Source organism: Streptomyces sp. NPDC007863 (assembly GCF_040633895.1).
GTDB lineage: Bacteria > Actinomycetota > Actinomycetes > Streptomycetales > Streptomycetaceae > Streptomyces.
The window spans coordinates 182,633-201,633 of sequence record NZ_JBEYEI010000019.1 but is presented as its reverse complement, the minus strand read 5'-3'; the positions used below and the strand labels follow the sequence as shown (position 1 = coordinate 201,633).

Genomic DNA, 19,001 nt, shown 5'->3' with positions numbered 1-19,001 from the left:
CACGGCACCGACGGCAACATCAGCGTCCGCAAGAACATGGGCACCTACTTCGACGGCGGAACCCACTGGTCCACCGGCTGGGGCCGCTTCGTCACCGGCCAGGACATGGGACGGCTCTACTTCGCCGACATCACCGGCGACAACAAGGCCGACCTCATCGTCCACGGCACCGACGGCAACATCAGCGTCCGCAAGAACATGGGCACCTACTTCGACGGCGGAACCCACTGGTCCACCGGCTGGGGCCGCTTCGTCACCGGCGACGACATGGGACGACTCCGCTTCGGTGACACCACCGGCGACGGCAAGGCCGACATGTACGTCCACGTGATCGGAACCGGCGAGGTCTCGGTGCGCAAGAACATGGGCACCTACTTCGACGGCGGCACGCTGATGGTCACCCTCTGACCCGTGCCTCCTCGTCCCCCTGGCCCGACTGACACAGTTGCCGTCAAGGGGACGAGGACTCCCCCGGCCACACACGCCAGCCCTCGCATGACGAGCTGGTGTGTGGTCGGGGCGGAGGCATGAGTGCCTGATCGGGGTCGTGGTCAGGCGTTGGCGGTGCGGTCGGAGACGAGGTCGGCGATGGCCCGGTAGGTGGCGGGCAGGATCAGGGTCTCGGCGTCCGTGAGGTATTCCCCCGCGGCGTCGAGCCAGTCCTCAGCCGGCCGTCCAGCCGCCGTCGAGCGGCAGGGAGGTACCGGTGAGGTAGCCGGAGTGGGGGCCGCAGAGCCACAGGACCGCGGCGGCGACCTCCTCCGTCTCCAGGAGGCGCTTCACGGGCGAGCGGGCCAGCATCACATTCGACAGGACGTCGCCCTCGCTGATGCCGTGCGCGGCGGCCTGGTCGCGGACCTGGCCCTCGACCAGCGGGGTGCGGACGTAACCGGGGTTGACGCAGTTGCTGGTGACCCCGTGCGGGGCGCCTTCGATCGCGGCGACCTTGCTGAGGCCCTCCAGGGCGTGCTTGGCGGCGACGTAGGCGGCCTTGTACGCGCTGGCGCGCAGCCCGTGGACGCTGGAGACGTTGACGATCCGGCCCCAGCCGTGGGCGTACATGTGCGGCAGCGTCCGGCGCATCAGCAGGAACGGGGCGGTGACCATCACCTTCTGGATCAGTGCGAACCGTTCCGGCGGGAACTCCGTGAGCGGGGCGACGTGCTGGAGCCCGGCGTTGTTGACGAGGATGTCGACCTCGGCGGGCAGCAGGTCGATCGCGTCCGCGTCGGCGAGGTCGGCGACCTGCGCCCGGCCCCCGGTGAGCTCGGCGACGGCCTTGGCCGATGCGGCGTCCCGGTCGACCACGTGGACGAAGGCCCCCGCCTGCGCCAGGGCGAGGGCGCAGGCCCGCCCGATGCCGCTGCCACCGCCGGTCACCAGCGCGGTGCGCCCGCTCAGATCGAGCGCGCCGGCGGGTGACGGCAGCCGGTCCGGGGAGGGAAATGTGTTCGTCATGGCCCGAAACAGTAGGGAGGGCCCTCCTGTCGGCCCACGTGCGAGTCCTCCATAGTGCTGGGCCATGTCATGGTGTTCATCCCCATGGATCGCCTCCGCGCGAAGTCCGTACGGCTCAGGACGGGCCGCCGGCCGGCTTCGTGGTGTCGAGCGGGCACACGTTCGCCAGGGTCGCCGCGTCCTGGCCGACGGGCCGCGCGACGGTGTGCGAGGCGGGTGGGCGGTGTCCGGCGACGAGCCAGCCCTCCAGGGCCGTGAAGGCCGTGCGGTGGCAGGGCGCGAGCGGCCGGAGCCCGCCGTCCGGGAAGACGTCGACGAGCGAGTCGGTGTGGGTGCCGCCCTCGATGCGGTAGTAGCGGTGCAGTGCGCCGCGTCCCGCCTCGCGCACCATGCGGGCGTACACGTCGGAGTCCCGGGCGATCGGCAGGAGGGCGTCCAGGGTGCCGTGCAGGGTGATCAGCGGCTTGCCGATCCGTCCGGTGAGGGCGATCTTCGCGACGGCCTGCCGGACCTCGGCGGGCCGGGCCGCGTAGTCGTAGTCGGCGTCACAGGCGGGCGTGCCCGGCAGGCAGTACGGCGTGCCGGCCTCGGCCGGGCCGTCGAAGCCGGGGTCCAGCTCCTCGCGGTAGACGCGCTGGGTCAGGTCCCAGTAGACCTTGTGGTGGTACGGCCACAGGAACTCCGAGCCGGCCGGGAAGCCGGCGCCGTGCAGTTCCCGCCGCGCCTCCTCCGCGCCCGCGCCGCCCGCGGCGTACACGGGGTAGGCGCGCATCGCCTTCGGCAGGAAGTCGAGCAGGTTGGGGCCGTCGGTCCGCCAGAGGGTGCCTTCCCAGTCGACGCCGCCGTCGTAGAGCTCGGGATGGTTCTCCAGCTGCCAGCGGACCAGGTACCCGCCGTTGGACATGCCGGTCGCCAGGGTGCGGGCGGGGGGCCGGTGGTAGCGCTGCGCCACCACCGCCCGGGCCGCCCGGGTGAGCTGGGTGACGCGGTCGTTCCATTCGGCGATCGCGTCGCCGGGGGCCTTTCCGTCGCGGTGGAAGGCGAGACCCGTGTTGCCCTTGTCGGTGGCGGCGTACGCGTACCCCCGGGCCAGCACCCAGTCCGCGATGGCGCGGTCGTTGGCGTACTGCTCGCGGTTGCCGGGCGGGCCCGCCACGACGAGACCGCCGTTCCAGCGGTCGGGCAGCCGGATGACGAACTGGGCGTCGTGCCGCCAGCCGTGGTTGGTGTTGGTGGCGGAGGTGTCGGGGAAGTAGCCGTCGATCTGGATGCCGGGCACCCCGCTGGGGACCGCCAGGTCCTTCGGCGTGAGCCCCGCCCAGTCGGCCGGGTCGGTGTGGCCCGAGGCGACGGTGCCGGCCGTCGTCAGCTCGTCGAGGCAGGCGGACTGCTGGTGCTCCGCGCCGGGCACGCGCAGCTGCGCCTGGCGGGCGCAAGGGGATCCGGGGGTGGCCGGGGCGGCCGTCGCTGTGGGGACGGTCGTGAGGGTGAGGGCGGCCACGGCCAGTGCCGCCTGGGCGCCTCGCCGCCAGGGGCGTGGTGAGGAGCGGAACGCGGGACGACGACGCATGGGTGCGTACCTCCGGGATCTGGGTTGCCCGTGCCGCCTGAACTCCCGGACCTTGCTTGTCCGGACGCTCGGGTGGGACGGAACGGGATGGGTCGGATGACGGGAATGGCTGGGACCGTTGGGGCGAACGCGATGGTTCGGAAGGTTCGGGAGGTTCGGGAGGTTCGGAAGGGGACTTCTCGGTAGCGGACTCGCGGGAGGCTATGCCGCCGTCCGGCCGCCCGACATGGCTGCGCGGCCCACCGTCCCGAGCCGTGCGGTGGGCGTCGCCACCACCCCGCCGACCGGGCGGCACGGCATCGGAGCGCCGTGCGGAGGCATGGATGAGCGACATGACGGAGGGGGGTGGTGTGTGGAGGGCAGCCATGGTCGCCGTCGTCGCCCGCTGCCTAGGGTCGGTGCCTGTCGCTGGTACCGGCACCGGTTCCGACCTGCGAGGTCGTCCGGGTGCCCCGAGGGAAGGGATCCTCATGGGTCTGGACAAGACGGTCGCGAGCGCGGCGGAGGCGGTGGCCGACCTTCCCGACGGGGCCTCGCTCGCCGTGGGCGGATTCGGGCTCTGCGGCATACCGGGCACGCTCATCGACGCGCTGTGGCAGCGCGGCACGGAGGGCCTCCGTGTCGTGTCGAACAACTGCGGCGTCGACGACTGGGGCCTCGGCCTGCTGCTGGCCGCCGGCCGGATCGCCCGCATGACGAGCTCGTACGTCGGCGAGAACAAGGAGTTCGCCCGCCAGTACCTGAGCGGGGAGCTGGAGGTCGAGCTCGTCCCCCAGGGCACGCTCGCGGAGCGGCTGCGGGCGGGCGGCGCGGGGATCCCCGCCTTCTACACCCCCGCGGGCACGGGAACGCAGGTCGGCGAGGGCGGCCTGCCGTGGAGGTACGCGGCCGGCGGAGGCGCCGTCGCGGTGGCCTCGCCGCCCAAGGAGACGCGGGAGTTCGGCGGGCGACCGTACCTGCTGGAGGAGGGGATCACGACGGACTTCGCGCTGGTACGGGCGACCATCGGCGACCGGCACGGCAACCTGGTCTTCCGGTCCTCGGCCCGCAACTTCAACCCGCTGGCCGCCATGGCCGGGCGGGTCACCATCGCCGAGGTCGACCACCTCGTCGAACCGGGCGAGCTCGACCCCGACGAGGTCCACCTCCCCGGCGTCTTCGTCCAGCGGGTGGTCCGGGTCACGCCCGGCGACCCCGCCGCCGAGCGGCGCGTCGAACGCCGTACCGTCCGACAGGAAGGCGACGTCTGATGGCGCTCACCCGCGAGCAGATGGCGGCCCGCGCCGCCCTGGAACTCACCGACGGCAGCTACGTGAACCTCGGCATCGGGCTGCCGACGCTCATCCCCAATCACCTCCCGCCGGGCATCGAGGTCGTGCTCCAGTCCGAGAACGGGATCCTCGGCGTCGGGCCGTACCCCACCGAGGACGAGCTCGACGCCGACCTGATCAACGCCGGCAAGGAGACGGTCACGACGCTGCCCGGCGCCTCGTTCTTCGACTCGGCGCTGTCCTTCGGGATGATCCGCGGCGGTCACATCGACGCCGCGATCCTCGGCGCCATGCAGGTCTCCTCCGCCGGCGACCTCGCGAACTGGATGATCCCCGGCAAGATGGTCAAGGGCATGGGCGGCGCGATGGACCTCGTCCACGGCGCCGGGCGGGTCGTCGTCCTCATGGAGCACACCGCGAAGGACGGCACGCCCAAGCTCGTCGACACCTGCACCCTCCCCCTGACCGGGCGGGGAGTCGTCCAGCGCGTGATCACCGACCTCGCCGTCGTCGACATCACCCCCGACGGTTTCCTCCTGGCCGAACTGGCGCCGGGCGTCACCGCGGACGAGGTCGCGGCCGCCACCGCCGCACCCCTGCGCGTCCCCCCGCACCTCGCTCAGGAAGCCGGACCGGGCCACCGGTCGGAGGTCCACGGACGGTAGACGGGATGGATCCGGGTGAGCATCTCGGCGAGCTGGTGCCGCTGCTCCACGCACGCGCCGCCGCGACCTCCGCCCGGACCAGCATGCGGATGCCCTCGGCGACCGACACGCCGTGGTGGAGCGTGCCCGGCACCCGCCCCGTCCGGGGCCCGGCCTCCGGCGTCCTCCGTCACGACGAGCCCGCGCGACTCCACTTCCCCGGCCGTGATCCGCGGCGCCGGCGCGCACACGGCCAGGGACTCGTCGTCGTACCCGCCCCACGTCGAACCGCACGCCCGGGCAACCCACTTGACCGGCCTCCGACCAGCCATGGCACCATCCGTGAGATGCCCCTCTCCATGAAAGTCGGTCCCTACACCGTCATCGCCCTCACGGACGGCGCGGGCCCCTTCTTCTCCCCCAGGGCGGAGGCGTTCCCCGACGCCACGGCCGAACAGTGGTCGGCGGCCGACCGGTTCGATCCCGGCGCGCTCGACGCCGAAGGACGCTGGTGGCTGCAGTTCCGCGCGTTCGCGATCCGCGGTGACCGGGGTGTGACGCTGGTCGACGCCGGGATCGGGCCGGCGGACAGCCCGGCGGCCGCATGGGCTCCCGTCCCCGGGGCTCTGCCGGACTCGCTGGCCGAGGCGGGCATCGAACCGTCGGAAGTGGAGACCGTGGTGCTCACGCACCTTCACACGGACCACGTGGGATGGGCCGTCGTCGGCGGGAAGGAGCCCCGACCGTTCTTCCCGAACGCCCGGTACCTGCTCCAGCGGGCCGAACTCGACGCCCTGGAGCAGATCAACCCCCCGTTGCGATCCAGCGTGATCGACCCACTCAGGACGACCGGTCAGCTCCATCTGCTCGACGGCGAGACCACGCTGCGCAGCGGCGAGCGCGTGATCGCGACGCCCGGTCACACACCCGGCCACCAGAGCGTCCTCGTCGAGTCCGGCCGCGAACTTCTCGCCGTGACGGGGGATTTGCTCGTCCACGCGATCCAGCTGCTCCACCCGGATCTCACGTACGCCCACGAAATGGACCCGCAGCAGGCCAGGGTCTCAAGGACGCACGTTCTGGACGCCCGGACGACACACACCCTCCACCTGGCGACACCGCACCTGACCGATCCGTTCGTCGTAGGTGGCGGACGGTGACGAGGTCGCGGCGGTCGCCGGGCGGCTCAACCGCCGTCTCGCCGTGCCCGCGCCGCCCGGCCTGCCCCGGCTGAGCGAGCAGGCCGGCGCCTGGGAGGCCCGGTTCCGCGAGGACGCGCAGGAGTTGCCGCACGCTATGCCTCCGCGCGTCCTGGACGCCGCCGTGGCGACCGTACGGGAACTGGGCCCGGACCAGCCGGACGCCCTCGTCCACGGCGATCTGCACGCGCGGAACATCCTGCGTGCCGACCGGGAGCCGTGGCTGGCCGTCGACCCCAAGGGATACGCGGGAGATCCCGCCTACGACGCCGGGACGCTGCTGAAGTCGCGGGCGCTGACGCTCCTCGAAGCGGACGACCTGCGCGGGGCCGCCGACCGGGTCCTCGACGTCTTCTCCGAGGCCGCGGAACTCGACCGGGAACGCGTACGCCGATGGGCCCAGTTCCACGCCGCCAAGGCCGCCTTCTGGGGCCGTCGGCACGGCTTCCGCATCGCTCGCGACGGTCCGCGCCTCGCCTGGCTGACCGAGTTCGCGGAACGACTGGCCGGGGTGCTCGCCGAACGCCCGTAGCGCCCGTACTGCGTGTGACGCGCGAGGGGACGTGGGGCTGACGGCTCACCCGTCCGCGTCGGTCAGGTCCTCGGCGATCCGGGAGTAGACCAGCATGTCGCGGCGCTCGCCGCCCACCGACTGGCGGCTGCGGAGGTGGCCTTCGTAGGTGAAGCCCGCCTGGAGGGCCGTCTTGCGGGACGCGGTGTTCCAGGGTTCGACGTACAGCTCCACGCGTGCGAGGGCGAGGTCGCGCAGCGCCCAGGAGGCGATCGCGCGCAGACCCACCGTGGCGACGCCCTTGCCACGGGCCGAGCCCGCCACCCAGTAGCCCACGGAAGCACGCGCTTCGTCGGCGGCGTCCGGCCACAGGCCGATCGCCCCGAGGCCGCGGTCCCCCGCCGCCTCGGCCATGACGAACGGGTAGCCCGTGCGGCTGAGCGCCCGGTCCTCCTGGCGGGCGACGAAGGCGACGCCCTCGGCGTGCGTGTAGGGGCTCGGCACGGTGGTGACCAGCGGAATGTAGGCGTCCTCGGCCGCCTCCCGCACCAGCGGCAGGTCGTCGAGGCCCCAGGGCCTCAGCACCACGCCGTCGCCCGCGTCGATCCGGGGCACGAGGAAGGGTGTCCGCATGCTCCTCACCATGCCCCAGCCGGGCGCACGCAGGCCCGGCGCCACGCCGCCCGCCCTACCTCGCTCCGCCGCCCCTCCGCGACGTTGCTCGACCGAGCACCACGACGGTGTGTGCGGGGCGGGTGGCCCTAGGCTCGATCGACGCCGCCCACCGCCCACCGCCGGTCTGGCCACCACCCACCGCAAGGAGCTTCACCATGAACGCGCATCCCGATGTCGCCGCGCTGCTCGAACTCGTACCGGCGGACTTCGCGGGCGGTGAGCGGATCGACTGGTCCGCGGCCGAAGGCGCGCTGGGCACCGCGCTGCCGGGCGACTACAAGGCCCTGCTCGACACGTACGGCGTGGGCGACATCGGCAACCTCGTCATCCTGCCGCCGCTGCCCAGTGACGTGCGCGGGTGGGGAAACTGTCACATCGGAGCCCGGACGGACGACCTGCGCGGGCTGTGGACGGAGGACGCGGGAGTCCCGGGCGTGGCGTCGGATGCCGACGCCGTCCTGCCGTGGGGCACGGGAATGAACGCGAACGAGACGGCCTGGCTCATGAACGACCCGGACCCGGACAAGTGGCCCGTCGTGGCCTGGCGTCGGCACCACGCGTGGGGCGAGTCGCCGTGGGCCCTGTTCGACTGCACCATGGTCCAGTTCATCACCCGCATGATGCTGGGCCGGTTCGACGCGTGTCCGCTCGGGGACGCGTCGCTCTGGAAGCGGACCGGGACCTTCGTGAGCTGGCGGGAGCAGGAGCGACGGTTCCGGGCCGGTCTGGATCCGTTCACGGGCGAACCTGATCCCTACGCGGGGATGTTCCCCGCTCCCGTGGACCCGATCAGGTAGGCGGGAAGGCCGGGTCCCGCACCCGGTTCGCTCCCGGGTACGGTCGCCGGCGCCGGAGGGACGGACGGCGACGGCACCCGGTGCGGCCGGCCTCCGACTGCCTTACGAGACGACGAAGTTGTGGGCCGGGATGATCGTGGGCCGGACGTCGGCGTGGCCGAGTTCGGCCAGGATCGGACCGAAGGCCTTGGCGTGGGTTTCCAGTGCCTCCTGGCTTTCCCAGACCTCGGTCACGCGGAACACCCCGTCCGCCGTGCCGGCCGCGTGCGAGACGAGACCCACGACCGGCAGGTCCGCGAAGCGGGTGAAGCCTCTGCCGTCCGTCATCCGCTCGATGACCGTGTCGTAGAGCTCCTGCCCGGCGCCGGGGAAGTCGAAGGTGACGATGATGGCCATCGGTAGGCCCCTTTCTCGGTCCGCCGCATGCCTGTGGCGGCGGCAACGCCCGCGATCCTAGCGGTATGTGATCATCCGAACGCGCAGAGCGAACCGCAACGGTGAAGCCCGCCCACGGCGTTGACGGCCGATTGTCAGTGCCTGCTGAGAAGCTGGTCCAAGAGTCGCCCCCGGCCCCGGCGAGTTCGGGACGGGGCGGGGTGGCGTCGGCCGTCGCGGGGAGGGTCTCACTTGAGGATCATGCTGGACAACAACATCTGGTCGTACCTGGGGGACGAGCGGGCGGGAGACCGGTTCAAGGCGCTCGTCCGTTCCCTGGGTCACCGCGTGGTGACCCCGCCCGGTGTCCTGCTGGAGGTGCTCCAGCACCCTCGCCCCGACAAGCGGGAGGCCATCGTGCGGGCCGTCCTGACCGGCGCCGACGAACGGCTGCGGAGCGAGGCCGACCTGGAGGCCGCGGAGGTCGTCGCGGAGGTGCGGCGCCTGCGCCCCCAGTGGGTGCGCGCGGTACCCGACACCGGTCACGAGGCGAGCCTGCGCACCTTCTGGACGAAGACGTTCTGGCGGCGGGCGCTGGACTCCCACGAGCTCTTCCGCGAGCTCGCTCCGGCCAGGCACGCGGACCGCACGGCGCAGCATCTCGTGGACGTCCAGAAGACCCAGCAGAAGGCGTGGCGCGAGGGGAGGTTCGACGTCAGCGACCTCTCCCGCATCACCGCGTTCCCCTCCGAGGAGACCGGGCCCGGGCCGCGGCTCGGGTGGGAGCCCGGCGACCGGATCGCGGCGTGGCGGCCGTTGACGCAGGAGGTGTACTGGCGTTCGTTCGCCGTGGGCCGCCGCTCGGTGCTGACGCACGAGGACACCACCGGCGCGGACTGGGTCGGCGCCCGGGTCGACCTGGGCTCCATGTGCGCCTCCCGGGAGGAGTTCAACCGCTTCTGGCTGTACGAGGTGGACGCCGCGCACATGCCTCGCAACTGGCTCCGGTGGGCGGCCCAGACCGTCCAGGCGGACATGAAGGTCACCGGCGGCAACCCCCGCGACGTGCAGCACGCCTCCCATCTGCCCGACTGCGACGTGTTCCTGACGGCCGACAAGTACTTCGTGCGGGTCCTGGACCGGATCGGGCAGCAGGCACCTGTGCCGGTGGGGCGTGGCCTTCGGGTGGCCCCGGCCGCCCACGGCGGCGTGGTCGAGGCCATCGAGGCGGCGCTCCGCACCGCGTGAGGCGGGCCCCACATGGGCCACGGCGGGTCCGGGAACGTGGACGACTCGGCGGACGGCCGCGTTCCGTTGCCGGCTTCGAGCACACCGACGACCGCTCCGGCGGCCGTGCGCCGCCTCACGGCGCGGTGACGTCGCCCACGTGGTCCGGAGCGGAGTGCGGTGCGAAGGACTCCGCCTCTGCGGCGGTGTAGGCGGAGGCGAAGGTGAAGGCGCGGGGGGACGGGCCGTGGGCGCGCAGGTCCGCCAGGCGTGCCACGGCCTCCTCCGTGGTCGGGCGGTGGCCGGCGGGGACCCACCAGAGGACCAGGTGCGCCTCGACGTGCCGTTCGAACCACGCACGGCGCTGCCGCATCACTTCCAGGTGCCCGCTGCGGTAGGTGAAGTCCCACAGGGCTTCCTGGGTCTCCCAGACGGTGAGGTTCACGATGACGTCCTCGCCCGCGGGACGCGCGCCGGTGGCGTCGGACGTCCCCTCCTCCACGAACCGCCACACGAAACCGGGCGCGCCGTCGGCGGCGGTGTTGATCGGGTCGAGCATCTCGACGAACGGCGTCATGCGGGGGTCGTCGAGGGGGTGGAGGAGCGTGGCCACGTTGAGCTGGGCGAGGTGGTGGGCGCCGACGGGCGTGTGCGGGGATGCGGTCATGGCCTCATCCCAGCATGCCCCCCATTTCTATGTCAATGATCATTGTTTTTAGAAGGCTCGACCACCACGCAGCACTCCCCCGGCCTGGCGTCCATCCGGGCGCGGACGGCGTCCGACCCACCCAACAGCCCCTCCAGGAGCGCCAGGTTCATGCCGCAGACGAGCGGCGGGAAGCGCTCGGCGACGGCATGGAAGGGACAGTTGCGCATACGGATGACGGTGGCGGCGGCGGTAGCGTCGGCAGAGGCCTCGACGGCTCCGGCGGCATCGGCGGCTTCGACGGCTTCGAGGTGTGGCTCGTACCCCCGGGCCGCCAGCAGTTCCATGGCTTCCTCAAGGCTTCCGCACGGCCCCGTCGCCTCGCGCAGGGACTCGCCCCGGCGGCGTGCGGCCGCGCAGAGGCCGGCGTCCAGGCCGGCCAGTTCGGCGGCCTCCGCGAGCAGTTCGGCGGCGGTGCGGTAGTCGCGGGCGGGCAGCGACACCGAGCGCTCGCCCGGCGCCCTCCGGTAGACCTTGGCGGGGCGGCCCGCCCCCGGGCCCGAACGGCCCGTGAGGCGGCGGCTGCCGCTTTCCAGCAGCCCCGCCTCCGTCAGGCGGTCCAGATGGTGCGCGGCGAGGGTGCGCGCCACGCCCGCCGCCTCCGCGGCCTCGTTGCGCCCGACGTCACGGCCCTGCGCCACCACGTACTCGTACAGGCGGCGGCGTACCGGATCCTGCAGGGCGGCGATCGCTTCGATGTCCTCCATCCGGCCATTCTATTGACGACGGAGGTTGGAGATAGAAAGGCCGGGGCGGGAGCGGCTCGGTCAGGCGATCGTCGCCATGCGGTCCTTGTCGCCGACGGCGGTCGGCTGCCGCGTGGCGGCCAGGGACCGTTCGAGGAGGTCGAGACTCTGCCGCATGTCGGCGATGCGCTCCGCGAGGTCCGCGTCCTCCTCCTTCCCCGCGCCGCCACGGGCGGCACGGCCCTCGGCGTCGAGGGCGGCGTTGTCGAGTTCGCGCGCCTCGTCGAGGCTGTTCAGGACGACCCCGATCAGGACGTTGACCAGGACGAAGGAGGCGAGCAGGACGTAGGAGCCGTAGTAGAAGAGGCTCAGGCGCGAGATGGCCAGGCCGTTGTAGATGGCGTCCTGGAGCCCCTCCAGCGTCATCAGGAGGAAGAGCGTGAGCAGGGCGCGGCCGAGGGAGCCGAAGTGGGCGGGGTCGTGGGAGCCGAAGCAGACCCAGCCGATCATGGCGTAGACGTAGAGGATGACGGCGCCGACGAAGAGGAAGCTGACGGTGCCGGGCAGGCTGCGCGAGACCGCGATGAAGAGGATGCGCAGCTGGGGCAGGAAGCGGGCGGTGCGGAGCACGCGTACCAGCCGGAGCAGTCGCAGGACGGTGGAGTTCTCGCGTACGAAGGGGATGTAGGCGCACACGACGACGAGCAGGTCGAAGATGTTCCAGCCGTCCCGCCAGAACTCCTTGGGGCGGTCGGCGTGGGCGCCGGCGCGCAGCAGCATCTCCAGCGTGAAGAAGGCGAGGCAGCCGAGCTCGGCCCCGCGCAGTTCGGCCGCGTGGTCGCTGACGAAGCCGCGGTAGGTCTCGGCGCCGAGGAGGACGGCGTTGCACAGGATCACGGTCAGGACGGCGAAGGAGAAGGCGGGGGCCTCGGTCACGGCGCGGCAGGCTGCCGCGATCCGGACCCGGGTGGGAGCCGGGGCGGTGGTCATGAAGGTCTCCGGAGGCGCTTGCGCCGGGCACGGGCTGCGGTGCGGGCGCGCGACGAGATACGGGGGCGGGCGAGGGCGGGAGTGGGTTTCCTGCTGTCCTAACGGGCCGGGAAGACGTCGGGCTGCGGGGTGGGTGCGAAAAGGCTGAACGATTCATCCGCTGCGGGGAAAGACCGCGCATTGGGTCCCCTCCGGACCGTCGGGTCCGTGACCGGCCCCGCCCAAGATCGTTATCTCCGGTCCTCCCGGTCACCGGCTCCGGCCCTACCGGGGAGGGCGCCCCGTCGGCCGACTGCCGCCCCCGCCCGAGGGGGACGGCCCCGGGCCACGCGGTGCTCACCCCTGGGGGTGGAGCCGGTCCGTCCAGTGGGCGCAGTTCGGCCCGTCGCGCCGGGGCCGGGTGCCGGCGACGAGAACGGTGGGGCATCAGGATCGAAGGACGGAGTGATCACGCATGTCCTTGAGAAGCTCATGGCCGCGGGCCGGTCGCACGAGGGCGAGGGGGGCGGTGGGCGCCGCCGTCGTGGCACTCGTCCTGGGGCTGCCGGCGGTCGCGGTGGCCGCGCCGGGGGATCTGGACCCTTCCTTCGACGGCGACGGCAGGGTCGTGACCGACCTGGGCGGCTTCGCCGGCGCCGAGGGCATGGCCGTACAGCCGGACGGGAGGATCGTCACCATCGGGTACGGGTACTCCGACGAGACCTCCGGCGACTTCACTCTCACCCGGTACAACGCCGACGGCAGCCTGGACCCGACCTTCGGTGGTGACGGCATCGTCACCACCGACTTCGTGGGAGCCAACAACGACGAGGGCCACGGCGTCGCGCTGCAGCCCGACGGCAAGATCGTCGCGGTCGGCGGTTCCACCGACTGGGGCGGCAACGGCCAGTGGGCCGCGGCCCGTTACCTCCCGGACGGCAGCCTCGACCCGAGCTTCGGCGAGGGCGGCAAGGTGCTCACCGAGATCGACGTCGACGCGATCGAGACCGCGCAGGCGGTGCTGGTCCAGCCCGACGGCAGGATCCTCGCCGGCGGGTCGAGCGGCGGTGTGTGGTCGCTGGTGCGCTGGGACCCGGCCGGCGTTCCGGACCCCGGTTTCGGCGGGGACGGCCGGGTCACCACCACCTTCGGCCCCACGTGCTGTCACGGCGTCGCCGACATCGCCCTGCAGGGCGACGGCAGGATCGTCGCCGTCGGAAGTGCCGACGGGCTCGCCGTGACCCGCTACCTCCCCGACGGCACCCTCGACACGACCTTCGACGGCGACGGGCGGGTCACCACCGGCACCGGCGGCGGGTCGGCCGTCGCGCTGCAGGGCGACGGCCGGATCGTCGTCGCGGGCAGCGAGGGCAACTCCTTCCTCGTGTCCCGGTTCACCACCGCCGGCGCGCCGGACCCGGGCTTCGACGGGGACGGGCGGGTCACCACCTCCTTCGGCCCCGAGGAGGGCGGCGGCGCGGACCTGGCCGTGCAGTCCGACGGCCGGCTCGTCGTGGCCGGCCGCTACGGCGGTGACTTCGCGCTCGCCCGGTACAACACCGGCGGCTCACTGGACCCGGGCTTCAGCGGGGACGGACGGCTGACCACCGACTTCGGCGGCACCGGGGACGCGGCCACGAGCGTGGCGCTGCAGACCGACGGCAGGATCGTCGCCGCCGGGCTCGCCGGTACGGCCTTCAGTTTCGAGGCCCACCGGGGGCTGGCCCGCTACCTCGGCGGTGGCGGCGTCGAGCCGCCCGCCGGCGTGGACGTGTCGGTGACCAACACCGGGGCCGCCACGGTCGCCATCGGCGACACCGTCACGTACACGGTGCGCGCGACGAACAACAGCACCACGACCGCGGCGACGAACGTCCAGCTCACCGACACCCTGACGGGTACGGCCACCATCCTGTCGGCCACGACCGACCGGGGCAGCTGCACGACGGTGCCCGGCCGCGTCACCTGCGCCCTCGGCACGCTCGACCCCGCCGGAAGCCCCTCCGGCGCCACGGCCACGGTGACGATCGTCGCCGAGCCCTCGCGCACCGGCACGCTCACGAACACGGCGACCGTCACCGCCTCCCAGACCGACCCGGCGCCGGGCAACAACACCGCGTCCCGCACCACGACCGTGAACAACACCCGCGGCTGCACGATCATCGGAACCAGCGGCGCCGACACCCTCAACGGTACGTACCAGGGCGACGTGATCTGCGCCCTCAGCGGCAACGACACCGTCAACGCGAGCTTCGGCAACGACACGGTCCACGCGGGTCCCGGCAACGACCGCGTCGACGGCAGCTACCACAACGACACCCTGATCGGCGGCACGGGCGCCGACACGCTCCTCGGCAGCTACGGCAACGACACGCTGAACTCGGTCGACGGGGTCGGCGGCAACGACACCGCCAACGGCGGTCTCAACACCGACACCTGCACCACCGATCCCGGCGACGTGCGGGTCAGCTGCCCCTGATCCACCGTGCCCGATCCTCCGTCCCCGATGTCGACCGGCGTACGTCAGTAGACATCGCGGACGTAGCGCTTCTCCGTCGCCAGCTGTTTCACGTACGCGGCCGCCTCCTCCTCGGTCATCCGGCCGTGGCGGGCGACGACGTCACGGAGGGCGCGTTCGACGTCCTTCGCCATGCGGGCGGCGTCGCCGCAGACGGCGAGGTGGGCGCCGTCCTGGAGCCAGGACCACAGGGCGGCGCCGTGCTCGCGCATGCGGTCCTGGACGTACACCTTGGCGCGCTGGTCGCGGGAGAAGGCGGTGTCGAGGCGGTCCAGGTGGCCCGTCGCCAGGTGGGCTTCGAGGTCCTCCCGGTAGTAGAAGTCGGTGGCCTGGCGCTGTTCGCCGAAGAAGAGCCAGTTGCGGCCCGTGTGGCCGCGGGCCAGGCGGTCCTCCAGGAAGCCGGCGAAGGGCGCCACGCCCGTGCCCGGGCCGACCATGATCAGGGGGGCGGCGGGGTCGGCGGGCGGCCGGAAGTGCGGGGAGCGCTGGACGAAGACCTGCACCGGGCCGTCGTCGGCGTGATCGGCGAGATAGGCCGAGCAGACTCCCGTACGCTCCCGGCCCCGGTCGTTGGCGTAGCGGACGACGGAGACGGTGAGGCTGACCTCGCCCGGCTGAGCGAGGGGGCTGGAGGAGATCGAGTACAGGCGCGGCTGGAGCCGCTTGAGCACCCCCGCCCACTCGGCGGCCGAGGCCCGGACCGGGTGGGAGGCCATGAGGTCGGGTGCCTGAAGTCCCCAGCCCCACTTGGCGAGTTCGTCCCTGTGACCGGGACGGAGCAGCCGCTTGAGCTCCTGGCTCCCGGTGCGCTCGGCGACGAACCTCAGCAGGTCCGGGGTGATGCGGGTGATGTCGAAGCGGGTGCGCAGCGCTTCGGCGAGGGGCAGGGTGTCCGCTCCTCGGCCTGCTCCCGTTCCTGTGGTCACGGGTTCGGCCGGGTCGAGGCCCGTCAGGGCGAGCCACTCCGCGACCAGCTCCACGCTGTTGACCGGCCAGACGCCGAGGGCGTCGCCCGCCTCGTACGCGAGCTCGCCGCCCCGGGTGTCGAAGGTGAAGCGGCGCACCTCCTTCTGTGAACCGGGCAGGCTCAGCAGCCGGTTGCCGACGAGGAGCGTCGCGAACGGCGAGGACTTCGAGTACGCCGGCGGGCGTGCGCTCCCGACCGAGGACGGCGCGGGGGCGGTACGGGACGGCTCGGTGCGAACGGCCGGTACGGCGGGTTCCTCGGCCTCCGGGGGCAGGAGCGGCAGGAGGGCCGTGAGCCAGGCCACGGAGGTCTCCTCGTGGTCCGGTTCGCAGTCGGTACGCGGCAGGAGGCGGCCGGCGCCGAGTTCGGCGAGGCGCTCGTCCATCCGGCGGCCGTGGCCGCAGAAGTCGTCGTACGCCGAGTCCCCGAAGGCGAGGACGGAGTAGCGCAGGCCGTCGAGGCGCGGGGCCTCTGGCGCGTTCAGAGCCGTCCAGAAGGCGGCGCCGTTGTCGGGGGCGTCGCCGTCCCCGAACGTACTGGTCACCACCAGCAGGTCCGTGTCGGAGCCGAACGCGGAGAGGTCGGCGCGCTCCATCGGGAGGAGCACCGGCCGGTGTCCGGCCTCGGTGAGCCGGCCGGCGGCCGTCGCGGCGAACTCCTCGGCGGTGCCCGTCTGCGACGCCCAGAGGATCAGGAGCCGACGGGCGGCGGACGGCGCCGACTGCCGGGTGCGGTCTCCCGCTGCCGCCGGAGCGGCGGAAGCCTGCGCCGGGAGCGGCGGGGGCGCGTCCGCCCGCGTCCGGGCGAACACGCCGGCGAGGGCTCCGTCGACCCAGAGGCCGTGGTCGGGGCTGAAGGGGGCGGTGGCGGGCAGCACCGGGATCCGGTCGTCGGCGGGGGCGGCGGCGAGCCCGGAGAGGTACCCCGCGAGGTAGCGGCGCTCCGGCTCGGTGAACGGCGGCGGTACGAGCTCCGCGACGCCGAACAGGGCGGCGAGGGCCGTCGCCGCGGACCCGGTCGCCGTTTCGGCCGCCGTATCGGCCGCCGTATCGGTCTCCGTATCGGCCTCCGGGACGGCCTCCGCAGCGGTCTCGGAAGCGGCCTCGGAACCTGTCCCGGAAGCGGAAGCCCCTGTCGGCACCGGCGCCGTCGTCCTCGTCAGGCTCACCGCGCACGCCTTGAGCTCGGGCTGGAAGGAGAGGGGGTCGACGGCGTCGTTGGTGACGGCGTTGACGCTCAGGTACTCGCCGAAGAGGTCGTTCCAGTGGAAGGGGGCGAAGCAGGTGCCGGGCAGGACCCGGTCGGTCACCACGGCGGGCAGGACGGCGCGGCCGCGCCGGGAGGCGATCTCCAGGTGGTCGCCCTCCTGGACGCCGAGCGCCGTCGCGTCGTCGGGGTGGACCTCGACGAAGGGGCCGGGGTTCAGCTTGGTCAGCTTGGCGACCTTGCCGGTCTTGGTGAGGGTGTGCCACTGGTGCTGGAGCCGACCGGTGTTGAGGACGAACGGGTAGTCTTCGTCGGGGAGTTCGGCGGCCGGCAGGTGCGGGCGCGGGAAGAAGCGGGCCCGTCCGTCGGGCGTCGGGAAGGCGAGGCGGGGGCGGGTGCCGTCCGGGCGCTCCAGCAGGGTCTGGCTGACTCCGTCGTTGAGGTAGCGGATCGGGTTGCGGTCGGGCCCTTCGGCCGTGGGGGCGGGCCACTGCACGGGGGTGGCGCGCAGGCGCTCGTACGAGACGCCGCGCAGGTCCCAGCCGCTCTGCGGGTTCCAGGCCCGCTTGAGCTCCTCGAAGACCTCCTCGGCGGAGGCGTACGTGAACGCCTCGGCGTAACCCATGGCGCAGGCGACGCGGGCGATGAGCTGCCAGTCGGGGAGGGCCTGGCCCGGGGGATCGACGACGCCCCGGACGAGGGTGAGGTTCCGCTCGGAGTTGACCATGACGCCGTCGGACTCGGCCCACAGGGCGGCGGGGAGGACGACGTCGGCGTACGCGTTCGTCTCGGTGTCCGCGAACACGTCCTGGGTGACGACGAGTTCGGCCGCTTCGAGGGCGGCGATGACGGTCTTGCGGTTGGCGACGGAGGCGACCGGGTTGGTGCAGATGATCCAGCAGGCCTTGATGCCGCCGGCCGCCATCCGCTCGAACATCTCGACGGTGCCGCGCCCGACGTCCTCGCGGAGCGAGCCCGCCGGTATGCCCCACAGGTCCTCGGTGAAGGCGCGGTCGGCGGGGACGAGGACCGACCGCTGCCCGGGCAGGCCGGGTCCCATGTAGCCCATCTCCCGTCCGCCCATGGCGTTGGGCTGGCCGGTGAGGGAGAAGGGGCCCGCGCCGGGCCGGCAGATGGCGCCGGTGGCGAGGTGCAGGTTGACGAGCGCGTTGGTGTTCCAGGTGCCGTGGGTGGACTGGTTGAGTCCCATGGTCCAGCAGCTGGTCCAGGCGCCTGCCTCGCCGATCCACCGGGCGGCGCGCCGGATGTCGTCCTCCGGGATGCCGGTGAGTTCGGCGACCCGCGCGGGCGGGTAGTCGGCGAGGAAGGCGGGCATGGCGTCCCAGCCTTCGGTGTGCGCGGCGATGAACTCCTCGTCGAGCCGGCCGTCCTCGGCGAGGAGGTGCAACAGGCCGTTGAGCAGGGCGAGATCGGTTCCGGGTCTGATCTGGAGGAAGAGGTCGGCCTTGTCGGCGGTGGCGTTGCGGCGCGGGTCGACGACGATCAGCTTGGCGCCGGCCGTCTTGATCCGGTCCATCATCCGGAGGAAGAGGATCGGATGGCAGTCGGCCATGTTGGAGCCGATGACGAGGAAGACGTCGGCGTGGTCGAAGTCCTCGTACGAGCCGGGAGGGCCGTCCGCGCCGAGCGACAGTTTGTAGCCGGTTCCGGCGGAGGCCATGCAGAGGCGGGAGTTCGACTCGATCTGGTGGGTCCTCACGAAGCCCTTGGCGAGCTTGTTGGCCAAATACTGTGCCTCCAGGGACATCTGCCCGGAGACGTAGAACGCGAGGGCGTCGGGGCCGTGCTCGTCGAGGACGGCGCGGAGGCGTCGGGCCACGTCGGCCACGGCGGTGTCGACGTCGGTCGCGACCGGTGCCTCCTCGCGCTCCGCCCGCACGAGCGCCGTGGTGGCCCGCCCGGGGGCGGCCAGCATGTCGGCGCTCGTGGCCCCCTTCGTGCAGAGCCGTCCGGCGTTCGCGGGGTGGGCCTTGTCGCCGGAGGCCTTCACGGCCCTGCGGCGCCCCGTCGCGGGGTCCGTCGCGATGTCGAGGACGATGCCACAGCCGACCCCACAGTACGAGCAGGCCGTACGCACCGCCCTGTCCTCCGCTTCCGGCGACCCCACGGGTACCCCTCCCACCGACACCGACACCGTCTCCTACGTGGGAACTCTCCCACGCAGAAGACATTAGGAAGATCCGGTTTCCGGACGATCACAC

The 19,001-nt window shown here is 72.7% G+C and carries 16 protein-coding genes; 8 read left to right on the top strand and 8 right to left on the bottom strand.

The genetic code is table 11. The annotated features are described in order from the left end of the window. Positions 1–408: VCBS repeat-containing protein (locus ABZ621_RS28075; RefSeq protein WP_360609211.1), on the top strand; the 408-nt coding region annotated here is incomplete at its 5' end. A gap of 255 nt (positions 409–663) precedes the next feature. Here the strand turns inward: ABZ621_RS28075 and ABZ621_RS28070 are convergent. Next, entirely contained in the window at positions 664–1,458 is a 795-nt protein-coding gene (locus tag ABZ621_RS28070) for a 3-hydroxybutyrate dehydrogenase (RefSeq protein WP_360609210.1), read from the bottom strand. A 115-nt stretch (positions 1,459–1,573) separates the two neighbouring features. Then, positions 1,574–3,028, bottom strand: coding sequence for a tannase/feruloyl esterase family alpha/beta hydrolase (locus ABZ621_RS28065; RefSeq protein WP_360609209.1), 1,455 nt, complete (start codon positions 3,026–3,028; stop codon positions 1,574–1,576). 470 nt (positions 3,029–3,498) lie between these two features. Between ABZ621_RS28065 and ABZ621_RS28060 the strand changes: the two genes are divergently transcribed. The 4 genes from ABZ621_RS28060 (at position 3,499) to ABZ621_RS28045 (ending at position 6,674) form a co-directional block, all read left to right on the top strand. Beyond that, positions 3,499–4,278, top strand: coding sequence for a CoA transferase subunit A (locus ABZ621_RS28060; protein ID WP_360609208.1), 780 nt, complete (start codon positions 3,499–3,501; stop codon positions 4,276–4,278). Continuing rightward, positions 4,278–4,964 carry a CoA transferase subunit B gene (locus ABZ621_RS28055; RefSeq protein ID WP_360609207.1) on the top strand — a complete coding sequence of 229 codons (687 nt, stop codon included), beginning with the start codon at positions 4,278–4,280 and terminating at the stop codon, positions 4,962–4,964. Before ABZ621_RS28060 ends, ABZ621_RS28055 begins: the two co-directional genes overlap by 1 nt. Before the next feature lie 326 nt (positions 4,965–5,290). Next, positions 5,291–6,103 (top strand): MBL fold metallo-hydrolase, encoded by an 813-nt coding sequence (locus ABZ621_RS28050; RefSeq protein WP_360609206.1) that lies wholly within the window; start codon positions 5,291–5,293, stop codon positions 6,101–6,103. After that, complete coding sequence (locus ABZ621_RS28045; RefSeq protein ID WP_360609205.1) at positions 6,090–6,674, top strand: aminoglycoside phosphotransferase family protein; 585 nt, start codon at positions 6,090–6,092, stop codon at positions 6,672–6,674. Before ABZ621_RS28050 ends, ABZ621_RS28045 begins: the two co-directional genes overlap by 14 nt. 45 nt (positions 6,675–6,719) lie before the next feature. Here the strand turns inward: ABZ621_RS28045 and ABZ621_RS28040 are convergent, their stop codons facing one another. Further along, the gene (locus ABZ621_RS28040; protein ID WP_360609204.1) at positions 6,720–7,286 is read right to left on the bottom strand and encodes a GNAT family protein; all 567 of its coding nucleotides are present in this window, start codon (positions 7,284–7,286) and stop codon (positions 6,720–6,722) included. Positions 7,287–7,483: 197 nt separating this feature from the next. Between ABZ621_RS28040 and ABZ621_RS28035 the strand changes: the two genes are divergently transcribed. After that, positions 7,484–8,125 carry a hypothetical protein gene (locus tag ABZ621_RS28035; RefSeq protein ID WP_360609203.1) on the top strand — a complete coding sequence of 214 codons (642 nt, stop codon included), beginning with the start codon at positions 7,484–7,486 and terminating at the stop codon, positions 8,123–8,125. Between the two features lie 102 nt (positions 8,126–8,227). On the opposite strand, the gene ABZ621_RS28030 is transcribed toward ABZ621_RS28035, so the two are convergent. Then, complete coding sequence (locus ABZ621_RS28030) at positions 8,228–8,521, bottom strand: hypothetical protein (RefSeq protein WP_360609202.1); 294 nt, start codon at positions 8,519–8,521, stop codon at positions 8,228–8,230. Positions 8,522–8,752: 231 nt separating this feature from the next. On the opposite strand from ABZ621_RS28030, the gene ABZ621_RS28025 reads away from it, so the two are divergent. Then, positions 8,753–9,748: a hypothetical protein gene (locus ABZ621_RS28025; RefSeq protein WP_360609201.1), complete on the top strand. Its 996-nt coding sequence runs from the start codon at positions 8,753–8,755 to the stop codon at positions 9,746–9,748. A gap of 115 nt (positions 9,749–9,863) precedes the next feature. Here the strand turns inward: ABZ621_RS28025 and ABZ621_RS28020 are convergent, their stop codons facing one another. The 3 genes from ABZ621_RS28020 to ABZ621_RS28010 are packed head-to-tail and all read right to left on the bottom strand — an operon-like array spanning position 9,864 to position 12,109. After that, on the bottom strand, positions 9,864–10,394 hold the full coding sequence (locus tag ABZ621_RS28020) for a DUF3291 domain-containing protein (RefSeq protein ID WP_360609200.1): 531 nt from the start codon (positions 10,392–10,394) through the stop codon (positions 9,864–9,866). A gap of 32 nt (positions 10,395–10,426) precedes the next feature. Beyond that, positions 10,427–11,140 carry a transcriptional regulator gene (locus tag ABZ621_RS28015; RefSeq protein ID WP_360609199.1) on the bottom strand — a complete coding sequence of 238 codons (714 nt, stop codon included), beginning with the start codon at positions 11,138–11,140 and terminating at the stop codon, positions 10,427–10,429. Between the two features lie 60 nt (positions 11,141–11,200). Then, complete coding sequence (locus ABZ621_RS28010) at positions 11,201–12,109, bottom strand: ion transporter (protein WP_360609198.1); 909 nt, start codon at positions 12,107–12,109, stop codon at positions 11,201–11,203. A 508-nt stretch (positions 12,110–12,617) separates the two neighbouring features. On the opposite strand from ABZ621_RS28010, the gene ABZ621_RS28005 reads away from it, so the two are divergent. Continuing rightward, positions 12,618–14,567 carry a calcium-binding protein gene (locus ABZ621_RS28005; protein WP_360609197.1) on the top strand — a complete coding sequence of 650 codons (1,950 nt, stop codon included), beginning with the start codon at positions 12,618–12,620 and terminating at the stop codon, positions 14,565–14,567. A 44-nt stretch (positions 14,568–14,611) separates the two neighbouring features. Here the strand turns inward: ABZ621_RS28005 and ABZ621_RS28000 are convergent, their stop codons facing one another. Next, entirely contained in the window at positions 14,612–18,877 is a 4,266-nt protein-coding gene (locus ABZ621_RS28000) for a bifunctional nitrate reductase/sulfite reductase flavoprotein subunit alpha (protein ID WP_360609196.1), read from the bottom strand. Positions 18,878–19,001: the final 124 nt, after the last annotated feature.